Below are 17,557 nucleotides of genomic sequence, written 5' to 3'. Positions count from 1 at the left end.
ATCATGGAAACCATCATCCTCTTTGCCCCGCTGATGGGCGCGCTGCTCTGCGGCTTCGGCTGGCGGATCTTTGGCGAGGCGGCGGCCATGTGGATCGCCACATCGTTGCTCTTCGTCTCCGCGATCCTGTCTTGGGTCGTGTTCCTGACCTTCGACGGCACCACCGAGCAGATCCAGATCCTGCGGTTTATCGAAAGCGGCAGCCTCAGCACCGACTGGGCCATCAGACTGGACCGTTTGACGGCGATCATGCTGATCGTGATCACAACGGTCTCCAGCCTCGTGCATCTCTATTCCTTCGGCTACATGGCCGATGATCCCCAGTGGAAAGAGGGCGAGAGCTACAAGCCGCGCTTCTTTGCCTACCTGAGTTTCTTCACCTTTGCGATGTTGATGCTGGTGACGGCGGACAATCTCGTGCAGATGTTCTTTGGTTGGGAGGGTGTGGGTGTCGCCTCCTACCTGCTCATCGGGTTCTACTACCGCAAACCAACGGCCAATGCGGCGGCGATCAAGGCCTTCGTGGTCAACCGGGTGGGGGATTTCGGCTTTGCCCTGGGGATCTTTGCGCTGTTTTTCCTGACGGACAGCATCAACTTTGACGATGTTTTTGCTGCGGCACCGGATCTGGCCGAAACACAGTTGAGTTTTCTGTGGACCGAATGGAACGCGGCGAACCTGATCGCCTTCTTGCTCTTTATCGGGGCCATGGGGAAGTCAGCGCAGCTGCTGCTGCACACTTGGCTTCCTGACGCGATGGAGGGGCCGACGCCTGTCTCCGCGCTCATTCACGCGGCGACCATGGTCACGGCGGGCGTGTTTCTCGTCTGCCGCATGTCCCCGATCATGGAGTTCGCGCCGGAGGCCATGGCCTTTGTTACCGTGCTGGGCGCGACGACCGCGTTTTTTGCGGCGACGGTCGGATTGGTGCAGACCGACATCAAGCGCGTGATCGCCTATTCGACCTGTTCGCAATTGGGCTATATGTTCGTTGCCGCGGGCGTGGGCATGTATTCCGCGGCGATGTTCCACCTCTTTACCCACGCGTTTTTCAAGGCGATGCTGTTTCTGGGCGCCGGCTCGGTCATCCACGCGATGCACCATGAGCAGGACATGATGAACTACGGCGGATTGCGCAAGAAAATCCCCTATACCTTCTGGGCCATGATGATCGGCACCCTGGCCATCACCGGCGTCGGCATCCCGGTCTGGATCCTGACGCTGGGCGAGATCCCGATTGGTTTTGCGGGTTTCCATTCCAAGGACGCCATCGTGGAGAGCGCCTTTGCCGCAGGGTCGATGTACGGGTTCTGGGCGCTGGTTGTGGCTGCGCTCTTCACCAGCTTTTACAGTTGGCGGCTGATGTTCCTGACCTTCTACGGAGAGCCGCGAGGCGACAAGCACACCCACGACCACGCACATGAAAGCCCCATGGTCATGATCCTGCCGCTGGGGGTACTGGCACTTGGCGCGATCTTTGCCGGTATGGTCTGGTACAAAAGCTTCTTTGGCCATGTGGACCAGGTCGCCACCTTCTACGGCGTCCCCTATGCAGAAGCGTCAGAGCACGGCGAGGATCATGGTCAGGCCGAGGACGATCACGCCGAGGACGCCCATGGTGGCAAGGACGGCGAACACCATTACGCCTTTGCCGGTGCGCCGGGGCAGGGCGCGCTCTATATGGCGCCGGACAACACGCTGCTCGATGACGCGCATAAGGTCCCTTATTGGGTCAAGACCTCACCATTCGCAGCAATGCTTTTGGGCTTTCTGACGGCCTATTGGTTCTACATCAAGAACCCATCGCTGCCCGGTCGTCTGGCAGAGAACCAGCGCCCACTCTACCTCTTTCTCAAGAACAAATGGTACTTCGATGAGCTCTACAATTTCGCCTTTGTCGGACCTGCCAAGGGGTTGGGGCGGTTCCTGTGGCGGCGCGGCGACGGCAACGTGATTGACGGTGGCCTGAACGGTGTGGCGATGGGGATCATCCCCTTCTTCACCCGGCTCGCTGGGCGGGCGCAATCGGGCTACATCTTCACCTATGCCTTTGCGATGGTTATCGGCATCGCCGTGCTGGTCACATGGATGACGCTGGGCGGAGGAGCGAACTGATGGACAATCTGCTGTCGATCGTGACCTTTATCCCGGCCTTTGCCGCGCTCATCCTGTTGGTGTTTTTGCGGGGCGAGGATGAAGCCTCCATGCGCAACGCCAAGTGGACGGCGATGCTGGCGACCTCCGCAACGTTCCTCGTGTCGCTCTTCATTCTGGCGGAGTTCGATCCCTCCAACACTGGCTTCCAGTTTGTCGAGGAACGTGAATGGCTGCTGGGCCTGCAGTACAAGATGGGCGTGGACGGGATTTCCGTGCTCTTTGTGATGCTGACGACCTTCATGATGCCGCTGGTGATCGCGGCCTCCTGGAATGTCACCACCCGGGTCAAGGAGTATATGATCGCCTTCCTGCTGTTGGAGACGCTGATGCTCGGCGTCTTCATGGCGCTGGATCTCGTGCTTTTCTATCTGTTCTTCGAGGCAGGGCTTATCCCGATGTTCCTGATCATCGGGATCTGGGGCGGCGCGAACCGGATCTACGCGAGCTTCAAGTTTTTCCTCTATACCTTCCTTGGCTCGGTACTGATGCTGGTGGCGATGGTGGGCATGTTCGCCGAGGCGGGCACTACGGATATCGAGCAACTGCTGGTGCATCAGTTCGATTTTGAGACGTTCTCCGTCGCGGGCGTGACCATTGTGGGTGGTTTTCAGACGCTGCTGTTTCTCGCGTTCTTTGCCAGTTTTGCCGTCAAGATGCCCATGTGGCCAGTCCATACCTGGCTGCCCGATGCGCACGTGCAGGCACCCACTGCGGGGTCAGTCGTTCTGGCGGCGATCCTTCTCAAGATGGGCGGCTACGGGTTTTTGCGCTTTTCGCTGCCGATGTTTCCCGTTGGCGCAGAGGTGTTGACGCCGCTGGTGCTGTGGATGAGCGCCATTGCCATTGTCTACACATCGCTGGTGGCCTTGGTGCAGGAAGACATGAAAAAGCTGATCGCGTACTCCTCCGTCGCGCATATGGGGTTCGTGACCATGGGGATATTCGCGGCGAACCAGCAGGGTGTCGATGGCGCGATCTTTCAGATGATCTCCCACGGGTTCATCTCGGGCGCGCTCTTTCTGTGCGTGGGTGTGATCTATGACCGGATGCACACGCGTGAGATCGACGCCTACGGCGGGTTGGTGAACCGGATGCCCGCCTATGCGATGATCTTCATGCTTTTCACGATGGCCAACGTCGGCCTGCCGGGGACGAGCGGGTTCGTGGGCGAATTCCTCACCTTGATGGCGGTGTTCCAGGTCAACACCTGGGTTGCGGTGGTGGCCACGACGGGGGTGATCCTGTCGGCGGCCTATGCGCTGTGGCTCTACCGGCGCGTTGTCATGGGCGATCTGATCAAGGAAAGCCTGCGGTCCATCACCGATATGACCCCGCGGGAGCGTTGGATTTTCGCACCATTGGTGGTGATGACACTGCTGCTCGGCGTCTACCCGGCGCTGGTGCTCGATGTGACCGGACCTGCGGTAGCGGCCCTTGTGGCAAATTACGAGACGGCGCTGGCCGCGGCAGAGACCGCCAGCCAGTTGGCATCGAACTGAAGGACCTGACGCTATGACCCCCGCCGATCTGACCCTCGTGCTGCCGGAAATCCTGCTGGCTGTCTATGCCATGGTGATGCTGCTGGTGGCGGTCTACACCACCAAGGATGGGCTGGCACCGACGCTGGTCTGGATGACCGCTGGTGTCATGGTCGCACTTGCGGCCTGGATTGGCACGACGGGCGAGGGCGCCAGAAGCGCGTTCAACGGCATGTTGATGATTGACGGGTTTGCGCGGTTCGCCAAGGTGACAATCCTGCTGTCAGCCGCGGCCGTGCTTGTTATGTCCGAGGGCTACATGAAGTCCCGCGGGCTGTTGCGGTTCGAGTATCCGCTGCTCGTGGCACTGGCCGCGGTCGGCATGATGGTCATGGTCTCCGCCAATGATCTCATGGCGCTCTACATGGGGCTGGAGCTGCAATCGCTGGCGCTCTACGTGGTGGCCTCGCTGCGGCGCGAATCCGTCAAATCCACCGAAGCCGGGTTGAAGTATTTCGTGCTGGGCGCGCTCAGCTCCGGTCTGCTGCTGTATGGTGCATCGCTTGTCTACGGCTACGCGGGCACGACGCTGTTTTCCGGGATCATCGAGACGGCGCAGGCTGGCGAGGTCTCGCTGGGGTTGCTCTTTGGACTGGTGTTTATGATCGCGGGCATGGCGTTCAAGGTCTCCGCCGTGCCGTTCCACATGTGGACGCCGGATGTCTACGAGGGCTCGCCCACGCCGGTCACCGCCTTCTTTGCCACCGCGCCGAAAGTGGCCGCCATGGCGCTCTTTGCCCGGGTGCTGCACGACGCCTTCGGCAATGCCGTGAGTGACTGGAGCCAGATCGTCGCGCTGTTGTCGGTGCTGTCGATGTTCCTCGGGGCGGTCGCCGCCATCGGGCAAACCAACATCAAACGGCTGATGGCGTTTTCCTCGATTGCGCATATGGGCTACGCGCTGATGGGCCTGGCGGCGGGCACCGTGCTCGGTGTGCAGGCGATGCTTATCTACATGGCGATCTATGTGACGATGAACGTCGGCACCTTTGCCTTTATCCTGATGATGGAAAAGGACGGCCAGCCGGTCACCGAGATCAGCGCGCTGAACATGTATGCCAAGCGTGAGCCGGGCAAGGCGCTGGCGATGTTGGTGCTGCTGTTCAGCCTTGCGGGTGTACCGCCCATGCTGGGATTTTTCGGCAAGTTCTACGTGCTGCGTGCCGCCTATGAGGCCGGGTTGGCATGGCTCGCCATCGCGGGCGTGATCGCGAGCGTCATCGGTGCGTTCTATTACCTTCGGATCGTGTTCTTCATGTACTTCGGGGACGAGGCGGAGGACGGGCTGGACAGCGGCGGATCGAAATTGCTGGGCGGCTTCCTGATGGCCTCGGCTGCAGTGATGGTGCTGGGCATCGCGAATATGTTCGGGGTGGAAACGGCTGCAGCCTCGGCAGCGGCCACTTTGCTGAACTGAGCCATTGGCAGACGGATCCTCAGGGCGCGCCATGCCGCATTCGAAAACACAATGACCGGATGGCCTGCGGGATACGGCCGGGTGATCGTTGCCGAGGCAGGCTCGACACTGGATGCTGCACGGCAGGAAGCCTCCACAACGCCCATGCCGTTCTGGCTTTTGGCGCACCGGCAAACGGCGGCCCGGGGCAGGCGGGGACGTGCATGGACCATGGCGGAAGGAAACTTCGCCGCGACCCTGATGCTGGAGGCGCGTGAGCCGCCCCATGTGGCAGCCCTGCGCTCTTTCGTGATGGCACTGGCGCTGCATCGGGCCTTGATCGCGGTGACAGGTCGGACACTGGATTTCGCCCTGAAATGGCCCAATGATGTGTTGCTGCGGGGCGGCAAGGTCGCAGGCATCCTGTTGGAAAGCATTGGGCAGGCAGGCCGGACCGGGCCGCTTGCCATCGGCGTCGGCGTGAACCTGGTATCGGCACCGGATCCCGCATCAGTGGAAGCAGGCGCCCTCAGACCGGTCAGCCTGCGCGGCGAAACCTCAGTCGTCGTGACGGCAGAGGATTTCCTCGACGCTTTGGCCACGGCCTATGCTCCGCTGGAACAGCAGTTTACGCAGCAAGGTTTTGCGCCCATCCGCAGCGCATGGCTGGCGCAGGCCGCCCGGCTGGGCGAGCCCATCGTCGCGCGCACGGGTCGTGAGGAACTCTCAGGCATCTTTGAGGATGTGCAGGCGGATGGTAGCCTGTTGTTGCGCACCCAGGCAGGCGCCCGCGCCATCGCCGCGGCGGATGTGTTTTTCTAGGAGGAGGGCGGGCCCATGCTGCTGGCGATCGATTGCGGGAACACCAACACGGTTTTTGCCATCTGGGACGGGTCGCGTTTTCGCGCCTCCTGGCGGACCTCGACAGAATGGCAGCGCACGGCAGATCAGTATTACGTCTGGCTGCGGACCCTGATGAACCTGCAGGGGCTGGATGTGACAATCACCGATATGATCATCTCCTCCACCGTGCCGCGGGTCGTTTTCAACCTGCGGGTTCTGGCGGATCGCTACTTCAACACGCGGCCTTTGGTGGTTGGCAAGTCCGACTGCCTGTTACCGGTGGATGTGCGGGTTGATCAGGGCACCGCGGTTGGGCCGGACCGGCTGGTGAATACCGTCTCGGGCCACGATCTCTACGGTGGTAATCTGATCGTGGTGGATTTCGGGACGGCGACGACCTTTGACGTTGTGGCCGAGGATGGCGCCTACGTGGGCGGGGTTATCGCCCCCGGCGTGAACCTCAGCCTCGAGGCGCTGCACCAGGCTGCTGCGGCGCTCCCGCATGTGGACATCACCAAACCGCAGGCTGTCATCGGCACCAACACCGTGGCCTGCATGCAGTCCGGTGTCTTCTGGGGTTACATCGGGCTGGTGCGTGAGATATGTGCCCGGATAAAGGCGGAACGGGCCTGCGAGATGCAGGTGATTTCAACGGGGGGGCTGGCCCCGCTTTTCCAGCAATCCGAGGCGCTATTTGACGCCTTCGAGGATGATCTGACAACACACGGTCTGACTGTGATTCACAAATACAACAAGGACAACGCTTAACCCTTATGAGCAATGAACGATTGATCTACCTCGCGCTTGGCGGCGCGGGTGAAATTGGTATGAACTGTTATGTTTACGGCTATGGACGTCCCGGCAAGGAACGGCTCATCGTGGTCGATATCGGCGTGGCCTTCCCGGATATGGACACGAGCCCCGGGGTCGATCTGATCCTGCCCGATATTTCCTGGCTGGTGGAACGCCGCGACCGGATTGAGGGGGTCTTCATCACCCATGCCCACGAGGATCACGTGGGCGCCGTGGCCCACACCTATGATCAGCTCAAGGCACCGATCTACGCGCGACGTTTCACGGCGAACATCGCCGCGCGAAAGATGGCGGAACACGGTCATCCAGAGGATGCCGTGCAAGTGGTGTCCGCCTGGCCCGAGCAGGTACAGGCGGGGCCGTTCTCGGTCGGGTTCCTGCCCATGTCGCATTCGATCCCGGAGAGCTCTTCGCTGGTGATCGACAGCCCCGAGGGGCGGGTGATCCACTCGGGCGATTTCAAGCTGGACGAGACACCCTTGGTGGGTGAACCTTTTGATCCCGATCTCTGGGCCGAGGTCAGCAAGGACGGGGTGCGCGCGCTGATCTGTGACAGCACGAATGTGTTCTCTCCCCATCCGGGGCGGTCTGAGCAGACCATCGGTCCGGACATCACCAAACTGGTGGAGAAAGCCAGTGGCATGGTTGTGGCAACGACGTTTGCGTCAAATGTTGCGCGGGTGCGTACCCTCGCGGAGGCGGGCGAGCGGGCGGGCCGGTCCATCGTGCTGATGGGCCGGGCGATGAAACGCATGGTCGAGGCCGCGGTCGAGACCGGCGTGCTGACCGACTTCCCGAGCGTGGTGCCACCCGAAGAGGCCAAAGCGATCCCGAGGGAAAACCTGATGCTGCTGGTCACCGGCAGTCAGGGTGAGCGGCGCGCGGCATCCGCCCAGCTGTCCCGCGGCAAGTATCAGGGGATGGAGTTGAAGGAGGGGGATCTGTTTCTCTTTTCGTCCAAGACGATCCCGGGCAATGAAAAAGGTGTCATTCGCATTATGAATGCATTCTCCGAGCTTGGCGTGGATGTGGTGGACGACAGCGGCGGCCTCTACCACGTCTCGGGCCACGCCAACCGGCCGGATCTGGAGCGGTTGAGCGCCATCGTCAAGCCGCAGGTGGTGATCCCGATGCACGGCGAACACCGGCACCTGCGCGAGCATGTCAAGCTGGCCGAAGGCAACGGTATGACCGGCGTGCTGGCCGTCAACGGGATGATGGTGAATCTATCGGGCAATCAGCCGACGATTGCAGAATACATCGAAACGGGCCGCACCTATCTCGACGGCAGCGTGCAGATCGGCGCGCTCGATGGGGTCGTCCGTGACCGGATCCGCATGGCGTTGAACGGTCACGTGGTGGTGACCCTGATTGTCGATGATGAGGACGAACCGCTGGGCGAGCCCTGGTGCGAATTGATGGGGCTCCCGGAGACAGGCACCAGTGGTGCAGCGCTGGTCGATGTGCTGGAGGCGGATCTGGGCCAATGGCTGGGCCGCGCCGGTGCCAAGACACTGCGGGACGATAGCAAACTCAACGACGGGTTAAAGCGCATCGCGCGGCAAACCGCGCTCGATGAAATCGGTCGCAAGCCCGAAGTCACTGTGGTGGTCAGCCGTTTGAGCTGACCACGCGGGTCATGTCCCGGATCCGCTAGGCTTCACAAAAGACTTGAGTGATATCTGCTCCGCCGGGACCAAGGAAATTCGAATTTCCTTGGCGCCTAGCGGCACAGCGAGGCTCTCAGCCCGCGCTGCGCTCCTTGAAGCTGAGCCCGATGAACTCCGGTGTGTGATCGCCGAGGCCGACAACCTTGTTGCCACCGCGGTCCGGCTTGTCACTGCCAGCATCCTTGCTACCGGACCCGCGGCGACCGCGGCTCCGTTTGGGCTTTTCTTCTGCCGTTGCTGTCTCCGCCGCCGGCTGTTCCTGCGTTTTGGGCGCGTCGACGTCGTCTTTCTTGCGGCTCCGCGACCGGGTGCGTTTGGGTTTTTCGTCGGTGTTGGCTTCAACCTCCGCGGCAGGTGCCTCCGCCCGTGTCTCGGATTGCAGCGGGTTCGCCAACCGGGGGATCTCGCGTTGCACGAGCGCCTCGATATCGTCGAGGTTCTTTTCGTCCTTTGGCACGCAGATCATCACGGCCTTGCCATCGCGGCCCGCGCGGCCCGTCCTGCCGATGCGATGCACATAATCCTCGGCGTGGCTCGGCACGTCGAAGTTGAAAACATGGCTGACCGACGGCACATCAAGCCCGCGCGCGGCCACATCGGACGCCACGAGAAAGCGCAAAGACCCTTCGCGAAAACCATCGAGCGTGCGGGTCCGCTGTGATTGATCGAGATCGCCGTGAATGGGCGCGGCATCATAGCCGTATTTCTTGAGCGATTTTGCAACGATATCCACATCGACCTTGCGGTTGCAAAAGACGATGGCATTGGTGCAGCGCTCGCCTTCGCCGTCGATGATCGCGCGCAGGACCTTGCGCTTTTCGGCGCCCTCGCGATCGCGGCGGGAGGCTTTGAACATGACCACGCCTTGCTCGATGGTCTCGCTCGTTGTCGCCTGGCGCGCGACCTCGATCCTCTCAGGCGCGGAGAGAAAAGTGTTGGTGATCCGCTCGATCTCCGGCGCCATGGTGGCAGAAAAGAACAGCGTCTGGCGCGTGAAGGGCGTGAGACCGAAAATACGCTCGATGTCGGGGATAAAGCCCATGTCGAGCATGCGGTCGGCTTCGTCCACCACCATGACCTTGACGTCATTGAGGATCAGCTTGCCGCGTTCAAAGTGATCCAGCAGCCGACCTGGGGTGGCAATCAGCACGTCCACACCCTTGTCGATCAGCAGATCCTGCTCCTTGAAGCTGACACCGCCGATCAGCAGCGCCTTGGTCAGCTTGACGTATTTAGCGTAGGTGTCAAAGTTTTCGGCCACCTGAGCGGCCAGCTCACGGGTGGGGCAGAGCACGAGGCTCCGCGGCATCCGGGCGCGGGCGCGACCCCGGGCCAGCTGGGTAATCAGCGGCAGCGTGAAGCTCGCCGTTTTGCCCGTCCCCGTCTGGGCGATGCCCAACACGTCCTTGCCTTCGAGCGCGGGCGGGATCGCCCCTGCCTGAATGGGGGTGGGGGTTTCGTAGCCCGCTTCGACGACGGCTTTGAGAACCTTGGGATTCAGATTGAGGTCAGTGAATTTTGTCATATGTGTCCGATATTTGCGGACACTTTCTTGGCCCGCAGCAGCAAGCGTGTCGGCCCGAATGGCCCAAGTGGCGGCACCTCGCCGCGACACGATGCGCGTCCATAACAACATGGGCGGCCAGCGTCAAACAGATGCAGTGTCGCATGATGAGTGACGCGCGTGCCGTACGCCGTTCAGGCCATCATTTCCTTGGTAGCGCTGAGCGTGACGCCCGGATGATCACGAGCGATGCGGTCAATGTCCCATTGCAGCCGCGTGAGGTAAACGATGTCGCCGTCATGATCATGCGAGATATGCTGCTTGTTCTTTTCCGCAAAAGTATCAATGGCTTGCTTGTCGCCCGTGACCCAGCGGGCGGAGGTGAACTGCGAGGCCTCGAAGCGCACGGGCAGCCCGTACTCAAGCTCGATCCGGCTGGCCAGCACTTCGAATTGCAGCTGGCCGACGACGCCGACAACGAAACCTGACCCGATGGCAGGCTTGAAGACCTTTGCAGCACCTTCCTCGGCAAATTGCATAAGCGCTTTTTCGAGGTGTTTGGCCTTCATCGGATCACCAGCGCGCACGCCCTGCAAAAGCTCAGGCGCGAAGGAGGGGATGCCCGTGACACGTATCGCCTCGCCTTCGGTCAACGTATCGCCTATGCGCAGCTGGCCGTGGTTGGGAATGCCGATAATATCGCCCGCCCAGGCTTCCTCCGCCAGTTCACGGTCACTGGCCAGGAACATCACCGGGTTGGTGATCGACATGGGTTTTTTGGACCGCACGTGGGTCAGTTTCATGCCACGCTCAAAATGCCCTGAGGCCAGGCGAACAAAGGCTACGCGGTCGCGGTGCTTGGGGTCCATATTGGCCTGCACCTTGAAGACGAAACCGGCGACCTTCTTTTCCTCCGGCAGGATCTGCCGGGGCTGGGCGGACTGGATCTGCGGCTCGGGCCCGTAGGTGGCGATGCCGTCCATCAATTCCTTTACACCAAAGGAATTGATCGCGGAGCCGAACCAGATGGGCGTAAGCGAACCCTCGTGCATAGCGGCCCGGTCGAGCGGTGGCAGCAGCTCGCGCGCCATTTCCAGATCCTCGCGCAGTTTCTCCAGCAGCTCGGCCGGCACGTGCTCGGCCAGTTTCGGATCATCTAGCCCCGCGATCTCGATGCTTTCAGCGACGCGGTTGCGGTCGGCGCGGTCCATCAGCTCCAGCCGGTCGCGCAACATATCATAGCAGCCAACAAAATCACGCCCGACCCCGATGGGCCAGCTGGCGGGGGTCACGTCGATGGCCAGGTTTTCCTGGATCTCGTCGATGATCTCAAAGACGTCGCGGCTTTCGCGGTCCATCTTGTTACAGAAGGTCAGAATCGGCAGGTCGCGCATGCGGCAGACCTCAAAGAGCTTCTGGGTCTGGCTCTCGACGCCCTTGGCACCGTCGATCACCATGACCGCAGCGTCGACCGCCGTCAGCGTCCGGTAGGTGTCTTCGGAGAAATCGGAGTGCCCCGGCGTGTCCACCAGATTGAAGCGATACTCCCGGAAATCAAAGGACATGGCGGAGGCGGAGACAGAAATGCCTCGATCCTTCTCCATCGCCATGAAGTCAGAGCGCGTGCGCCGCGCCTCGCCCTTGGCGCGCACCTGTCCTGCCATCTGGATGGCCCCGCCGAAGAGCAGAAACTTCTCCGTCAGCGTGGTCTTGCCGGCGTCGGGGTGACTGATGATCGCAAAGGTCCGACGGCGCGCAATCTCGGCGGGCAGTTCGGCGCGGTTCTGGGGGCTGTCCAACATGAGCGCCGCTATAGCGAGACCGGGCGCGGGCGGCAAGCATGCCTTGGCTCAGCGCAGCGATGCGCGGCGCAGAACATCTGTCGCGTCGGGCCGGTCGAGCCGGTCCGCGGGCACATCGAGGCGGGCCAGCCTGCGGTCATCCGCCGTGGTCGCACCAGCTGCCAGATCGGCTGGCAGCAGTGTTGCGGTACGGGCATCGACAAACATCGTCTCGACCGCAATGCCTTCGGCATAGATGATCTGGTGCCGGTCAAAAAGCAGCTGGAAATAATCGACAAAACCGCCCCGTGCCCGCGTCACCGTGGTGCCGTTCACCAGTTGAACTGCCTTGACCGTCAGATCCCGCCGTCCGAGCGCCAGCCCATCGCTGCGCTGGTGGATAAAGAGCCGGTGCCCGGGGCTGACGACAAGATCCCGCGCGTTGTTGAGCGCGCCCTGACGCAAGCGGACCGGGGCCAATGCGCCGGTGGCCCGCACCGTGCTATGCCCGATCCATCGCAGAGGCTGCACCCCGTCGTCGCGGGTCAGGACCGCATCGCCGGGGGTCAGTTGCTCAACCGGCACCTGTTTGCCGGATGCCAGCGTGATGCGCGTACCACGGGTGAAGGAAACGCAGGCCGCCTGCGCAAGCCTCTCCGCCGCAGCCTCCCGCTCAATGCCAACAAGCTGGTAGTCTACCCGGCTCTGCAGAGGCGAGAGCGGCAGCGCATAAACGGTGCCTGCGCCGTCTGTCAGCACCACAACCTCGGCTGCGGGTGCTTTTTGCGACATCAGTGTCAGGATCGCATCGGGTGTGAGCCGAACGCCGGGCTGGCCCGGCGCGGACGGTGTGCTGATGCTTGACGCGCCCGCGTCGTCTCCGCGAAAGGCGAGCTGCTGCAACTGGGCGTGCGGCTTCAGCCGGTAAAGGTCGCCCAGGCTGAGAGTGTCGCTGGTGTGCAGCGCGTCCCCCTCGTTGGCACCCGAACGGACAAACAGATCCGCCGCCGCAAAGGCGTGGACGGTTTGACATATTGGCGCGTGGGTCATCGGGTCTGGTGCAGTGTCATGTGGATTATCAGTAGCTTAGTCTAGGGATGCGGGTCGGATCGGTCAACGGTGGCTGGTCTTGACCGGGCCCGGGGTGCTAGGCAGGTCATGAATCATTTGCGGAGTGTGACATGGATTTGGGGATTAAGGGTAAACGCGCGCTTGTCTGTGCGTCGTCCAAGGGGTTGGGCCTTGGCTGTGCAGAGGCGCTGGCGGAAGCGGGCTGCCATCTGGTGATGAACGCACGCGGCTCTGGGGCACTGGAGAGCGCGGCGGAGACGATCCGCACGACCCACGGTATCAGTGTCGAGACCGTCACCGCCGATGTCACCTCCGAGGGCGGGCGCGGGGCCCTGCTGGCAGCCGCGGGCGATGTGGACATCCTGATCACCAACGCGGGCGGCCCGCCCCCCGGTGTCTGGAAGGATTGGGACCGGGATGATTTCATCGCCGCTCTGGACGCCAACATGCTGACGCCCGTCGCGCTGATCAAAGCTTTGGTACCCGGCATGATGGACCGCGGCTGGGGCCGGGTCGTCAACATCACCTCCGGGTCCGTCAAGGCACCGATCCCGCAGCTGGGGCTGAGCAACGCAGCGCGTACCGGGCTCACGGGCTACGTGGCGGGCACCAGCCGTCAGGTCGCGGGCTCGGGCGTGACCATCAACAACCTGCTGCCCGGCATCCATGCCACCGACCGGGCCGATGCGCTCGACGGTGCGGTGGTGAAACGTGACAGCATCACGCTCGAAGAAGCACGCGCCCGGCGCTGTGCCACGATCCCCGCGGGCCGGTATGGCACCGCGGCGGAGTTCGGGGCGGCATGCGCGTTTCTCTGCTCGCAGCACGCGGGCTTCATCGTGGGGCAGAACCTTCTGTGTGACGGCGGGGCCATCAACGCGACGATCTGATCGCCTTGGCATCACATTTCTGACAGCGGGCCGCGGTGCTCTGGTACTTCTGCGCGGCCTGCGCTAGCCCGATCTGCAACCTTTGCAGGGAAAGGCCCCGTCAGATGCAAACCGCTGTTCTCGTTATCCTTTTCATAGCCGTCATCGGGGTGAGCCTGATCGCCGCACCCCGCCGCGCCACGGTGGAGGGGTTCTTTGGCGGCCAAAGTGTGACCGGTTGCGCGCCCGGCCTCTGGACGCTGGTGCTGAGCCAGGTGACCACCTGGATCTTTGCCCGCTCGCTGATGAATGCCGCCATACTGGGCTACTACTACGGGATCGCGGGCACGTTGGCTTACGCCGCCTACTATGGCTCCTTTCTCACCGGCGGATTGATCGTGGCGCATCTGCGGCGGGCGGGTGCCGGGTCGGTGCAGGAGTGGCTCGGCGCGCGGTTCGGTCGTGCGGGGCAGGGCACCTATAACGTCGTGATTGGCCTGCGGCTGCTGTCAGAGGTCTTCGCCAACCTGCTGGTGGTCGGGCTGATCTTCGATGCGGTATCGGGCGGGGGTGGCACGCTGGCCATCGTGATCGTCGCAACGCTCGGCTTTGCCTACTCCGCCTGGGGCGGGCTGAGTGCGGCGCTGCGCACGGATGTCGTGCAGATGGTGCTGTTCCTGATCGCCCTGCTGCTGGCCTTCGGCGCGCTGGTCTTCTCGCCCGGCTTTTCATGGGGCGCGGTTCTCACGGCGCCCGGTGTGTCGGGGCCTTACAACGGCTGGGTCTTGCTGGCGGTCGCCGCATTGCAGGTGTTTTCCTACCCGGCACATGATCCGGTCATGATGGACCGCGGCTTTCTGGCCGACCCCGAGACCACGCGCCGGTCTTTCCTGCATGCCTTCTGGATCTCGACCCTGTGCATCATCGCCTTTGGGTTCTTTGGCATTCAGGCGGGGCTGCTCGAAGCTGCCTATGACACGGAACTGATTGGCACATGGGCAGGCATGTTCCCGCCTTGGGTCTTTATGCTGCTGATGATCTCGCTGCTGGTCTCGGCGTTGAGCACAATCGATTCGGCGCTGGCGTCCGCCGCACGGCTGGGGGTGGAGGAGCTGGGCCTCGCCGCGCGCAGCCTGACGGGCGGGCGCGGTGTGATGGCCGTGGTCATGGTGCTGGGGGTTGTGCTGACGCTCTGGGGCAATGCCACGCTCTTTGATGCGGTCGCTGTCAGCGGCACGGCGTCAATGTTCCTCGCCCCGGTGCTGTTAGTGGGGCTCATGGGTGGGCGGGCGCTGCCGCTGTGGTCCTATCTGGTGGCCTATGGGGCGGCCCTGCTGGGCGCTTTCACCTACTTTGCGCGGAGCTGGCCTACCGTCGCGGCCGTGCTGCCGGAAGGGCATAAATACGAACAGCTTCTGCTGATCTGCGTGTTGGTTCTTTTGACGGGCAGTGCGGCGGTGCTTGCAGGGGCACGGAAGGGCTGATAGCCCCTTTCCCGATGAATTCTATCGGATTTGGACGCCTCTTTGAACACTGCCATGAGCACCGATCCCCCCCGGCTTGAAGTCAGGCAACTGCGGCGCAGCTTTGCCGGCCGTCCGGTCGTTGATGACGTCAGTTTTGCCATCCAGCCAGGGCAGGTGACCTGCCTGCTCGGCCCCTCGGGCTGCGGCAAATCCACCACCCTGCGGATGATCGCGGGCGTGGAGATGCAGGATAGCGGCGAGATCCATGTGGACGGGCATCTGGTCTGCGACACGATCTTTCGCCTGCCGCCCGAGCAGCGTGAGATCGGGTTGATGTTCCAGGACTTCGCGCTTTTTCCGCACTTGAGCGTGGCGGACAACGTGGCGTTCGGCCTCAAGAAAAGCAGCCGCGCCGCGCGCCGCGCGCGGGTGGAAGAGTTGCTGAAACGGGTCGATCTGATGCGCTTCATCGACGGTTATCCGCATCAGCTGTCGGGGGGCGAGCAACAGCGCGTCGCGCTGGCCCGTGCGCTCGCACCGCGCCCCAAGATCATGCTGATGGATGAGCCTTTCTCCGGCCTCGACAACCGGTTGCGCGACGGGATCCGGGACGAGACGCTGACCATCCTCAAGGAGGAAGGCACCGCCGTGCTGCTCGTGACCCACGAGCCTGAGGAAGCGATGCGGATGGCCGATGAGATTGCGCTGATGCGCGACGGGCGGATCGTCCAGATGGGCGCGCCTTATAATGTCTATACGCGTCCAGTGGACCGCGCGGCAGTCTCGTTCTTCTCCGACACCAACAGCCTGCGCGCGCGGGTCGAAGGGGCGCTGGCCGACACAGCCTTTGGCCAGTTTCTGGCCCCCGGGGTCGCGGACGGTACCGATGTGGACATCGTCTTTCGCCCGCAGCATCTGCGGATCGACTTCGACCGAAACGGCACCGGGCCACGCCCGACCGCCACCGACGGCACCGCGGCGCGTGGCGTCGTGCAGCGCGCGCGGTTCATGGGCAACGAAAGCCTGATCGAGTTCCGCATGGACTATGACGGCTCCACCCTGCGTGCCACGATCCCCAATGTCTTCCTGCCCAAGCCGGGCACGGTGATGTGGTTGACCGTGCGCCGCGACAGATGCTTTGTGTTCGAGGTCTGAGCCTTGAAGGGGAGAACGGGATGACGCGACTGCTGGTAGAGTTCGGGATGGGGACCTCGCTGCGGCGGGGCGACTACACGCAGGCAGCGGTGCGCGGCATCAAGGACGCGCTCTGGCACAACTCGATCAACCTTGCAGAGCTTTTCGGGTTCGAGAAGACGGACATGCAGATCCGCGTGGATATCGGTGTGCAACAACCCGATGCTGTCGATGTGACGGAGGTCCTGAAGGTCTTCCCCTATGGTCAGGCGCAAGTGCATGTGAGCCACGGCGGCCTCGACATTGCACGGCCAGAGGGCGAGGGAAACCCGACGATCATGGCCAACGTGGCGTTGACGGTCGGCTTTGACATGGAGCGGGCGGATGGCTGAACAACGTCTGATCATCGAGATGGGCATGGGCAATGATCTGCATGGGCAGGATTATACCAAAGCCGCCAAACGCGCGATTGAGGATGCGTTTCGGCATTCATCGCTACCGCTCTTCGGCACGGTGGATCTGTCCCACGACGCGATGCGCGTGCAGGTGACGGTGGGCGTGCAGGCCCGGGTGCCGTGGAGGTGGCGGCCTTGGTCGCCACGCTGCCACGCGGGCGTGCCGAAGTGCGCGTGGTCAAGGGCGGGCTGAACGTGGGCACGGAGACGGGCGATCCGATCGTCATTGCGCAGGCCAGCGTAGAGGCGTTCCTGCCGCCGCAGACCGGTTGGCGACTTCGTCGCTGAGGTCGGTAACTACCGGTTCTGAATTGCTGCGCAGGCCTATGCTTTGCCATCAGTCGGCTGAGGGAATCTCGCTCGGTCTGGAGGGCGATTTTCCAAATGGAAGCGCACGGGACCTACACGCCGCTAATGCAGAAGCGTGAACACCATCAATTTTTTCACGGTTGGTTTGTGAGGTTGACGGCCCGCGAAATCGACGAGCCTGGATGGCTCGAGCAGGGGAACCGGCGGATTCTTTCCTACCGTTTGGACTATTTTTGCATTTCGTGCGTTATGCGCTTGGGCAGAGGTCGTATCTCGCGGCCAGCCTTGTGTCAAAAGAGGACAAGTACGATGAAAAAATTTGGTATTTTGGGTGTTCTGGGCGCGGCGATGGTGCTTCAGGCCTGTGCACAAACCCCGGCTCAGCAACGGCAGCTCAACTGTGCGGGCGCGGGTGCCGCCGGTGCTTTGGCCGGTGCCGCGGTGGGCAACCAACTGGGCGGCGGCTCTGGCCGTGACATCCTGACCGCCGGCGGCGCCGTGGGCGGCGGGCTCGCAGCCAGCCGCGCCGCTGGGTGCTAAGGTAAACCTAC

General features: G+C 62.5%; 14 protein-coding genes and 1 pseudogene. 12 read left to right on the top strand and 3 right to left on the bottom strand.

The window, feature by feature from the left end; genetic code table 11:
* Positions 1 to 3: 3 nt before the first annotated feature.
* The 6 genes from nuoL to Q1A53_RS01905 are packed head-to-tail and all read left to right on the top strand — an operon-like array spanning position 4 to position 8,375.
* Positions 4 to 2,115 (top strand): NADH-quinone oxidoreductase subunit L, encoded by a 2,112-nt coding sequence (gene nuoL / locus Q1A53_RS01930; protein ID WP_299962388.1) that lies wholly within the window; start codon positions 4 to 6, stop codon positions 2,113 to 2,115.
* Positions 2,115 to 3,656, top strand: coding sequence for an NADH-quinone oxidoreductase subunit M (locus Q1A53_RS01925; protein WP_299962386.1), 1,542 nt, complete (start codon positions 2,115 to 2,117; stop codon positions 3,654 to 3,656). Before nuoL ends, Q1A53_RS01925 begins: the two co-directional genes overlap by 1 nt.
* 13 nt (positions 3,657 to 3,669) lie before the next feature.
* Positions 3,670 to 5,112, top strand: a complete 1,443-nt coding sequence (gene nuoN, locus Q1A53_RS01920; RefSeq protein WP_299962385.1) for an NADH-quinone oxidoreductase subunit NuoN — start codon at positions 3,670 to 3,672, stop codon at positions 5,110 to 5,112.
* Between the two features lie 51 nt (positions 5,113 to 5,163).
* Positions 5,164 to 5,913: a biotin--[acetyl-CoA-carboxylase] ligase gene (locus Q1A53_RS01915; protein ID WP_299962383.1), complete on the top strand. Its 750-nt coding sequence runs from the start codon at positions 5,164 to 5,166 to the stop codon at positions 5,911 to 5,913.
* 15 nt (positions 5,914 to 5,928) lie between these two features.
* On the top strand, positions 5,929 to 6,702 hold the full coding sequence (locus Q1A53_RS01910; RefSeq protein ID WP_299962381.1) for a type III pantothenate kinase: 774 nt from the start codon (positions 5,929 to 5,931) through the stop codon (positions 6,700 to 6,702).
* Positions 6,703 to 6,707: 5 nt separating this feature from the next.
* Positions 6,708 to 8,375: a ribonuclease J gene (locus Q1A53_RS01905; protein WP_299962379.1), complete on the top strand. Its 1,668-nt coding sequence runs from the start codon at positions 6,708 to 6,710 to the stop codon at positions 8,373 to 8,375.
* A gap of 115 nt (positions 8,376 to 8,490) precedes the next feature.
* On the opposite strand, the gene Q1A53_RS01900 is transcribed toward Q1A53_RS01905, so the two are convergent.
* The 3 genes from Q1A53_RS01900 to Q1A53_RS01890 all read right to left on the bottom strand — a co-directional run bounded on the left by Q1A53_RS01900 (position 8,491) and on the right by Q1A53_RS01890 (position 12,752).
* Positions 8,491 to 9,942 (bottom strand): DEAD/DEAH box helicase, encoded by a 1,452-nt coding sequence (locus Q1A53_RS01900; protein WP_299962377.1) that lies wholly within the window; start codon positions 9,940 to 9,942, stop codon positions 8,491 to 8,493.
* A 173-nt stretch (positions 9,943 to 10,115) separates the two neighbouring features.
* Positions 10,116 to 11,723, bottom strand: a complete 1,608-nt coding sequence (locus Q1A53_RS01895) for a peptide chain release factor 3 (protein WP_299962375.1) — start codon at positions 11,721 to 11,723, stop codon at positions 10,116 to 10,118.
* 48 nt (positions 11,724 to 11,771) lie between these two features.
* Positions 11,772 to 12,752 (bottom strand): Hint domain-containing protein, encoded by a 981-nt coding sequence (locus Q1A53_RS01890; RefSeq protein WP_299962373.1) that lies wholly within the window; start codon positions 12,750 to 12,752, stop codon positions 11,772 to 11,774.
* A gap of 131 nt (positions 12,753 to 12,883) precedes the next feature.
* Here Q1A53_RS01890 and Q1A53_RS01885 point away from each other — a divergent pair, with 131 nt between their 5' ends.
* From Q1A53_RS01885 to Q1A53_RS01860, 6 genes and pseudogenes are all read left to right on the top strand, one after another.
* Positions 12,884 to 13,663: an SDR family oxidoreductase gene (locus tag Q1A53_RS01885; RefSeq protein WP_299962372.1), complete on the top strand. Its 780-nt coding sequence runs from the start codon at positions 12,884 to 12,886 to the stop codon at positions 13,661 to 13,663.
* Between the two features lie 104 nt (positions 13,664 to 13,767).
* Complete coding sequence (locus tag Q1A53_RS01880; protein WP_299962370.1) at positions 13,768 to 15,126, top strand: sodium:proline symporter; 1,359 nt, start codon at positions 13,768 to 13,770, stop codon at positions 15,124 to 15,126.
* A gap of 54 nt (positions 15,127 to 15,180) precedes the next feature.
* On the top strand, positions 15,181 to 16,263 hold the full coding sequence (locus tag Q1A53_RS01875) for an ABC transporter ATP-binding protein (RefSeq protein WP_299962368.1): 1,083 nt from the start codon (positions 15,181 to 15,183) through the stop codon (positions 16,261 to 16,263).
* Positions 16,264 to 16,283: 20 nt separating this feature from the next.
* Positions 16,284 to 16,634 (top strand): Lin0512 family protein, encoded by a 351-nt coding sequence (locus tag Q1A53_RS01870; RefSeq protein ID WP_299962366.1) that lies wholly within the window; start codon positions 16,284 to 16,286, stop codon positions 16,632 to 16,634.
* Positions 16,627 to 16,985, top strand: a pseudogene (locus tag Q1A53_RS01865) (Lin0512 family protein). The gene Q1A53_RS01870 and the pseudogene Q1A53_RS01865 overlap by 8 nt, the downstream one beginning before the upstream one ends.
* A gap of 330 nt (positions 16,986 to 17,315) precedes the next feature.
* Positions 17,316 to 17,546, top strand: coding sequence for a hypothetical protein (locus tag Q1A53_RS01860; RefSeq protein WP_299962364.1), 231 nt, complete (start codon positions 17,316 to 17,318; stop codon positions 17,544 to 17,546).
* The last annotated feature ends 11 nt before the right edge of the window (positions 17,547 to 17,557 follow it).

Origin of the sequence: uncultured Roseobacter sp., from assembly GCF_947496515.1 — a bacterium.
Classification (GTDB): domain Bacteria; phylum Pseudomonadota; class Alphaproteobacteria; order Rhodobacterales; family Rhodobacteraceae; genus Roseobacter.
The sequence above is the reverse complement of the archived record's forward strand: the minus strand, read 5'-3'. Positions and strand labels throughout refer to the sequence as shown.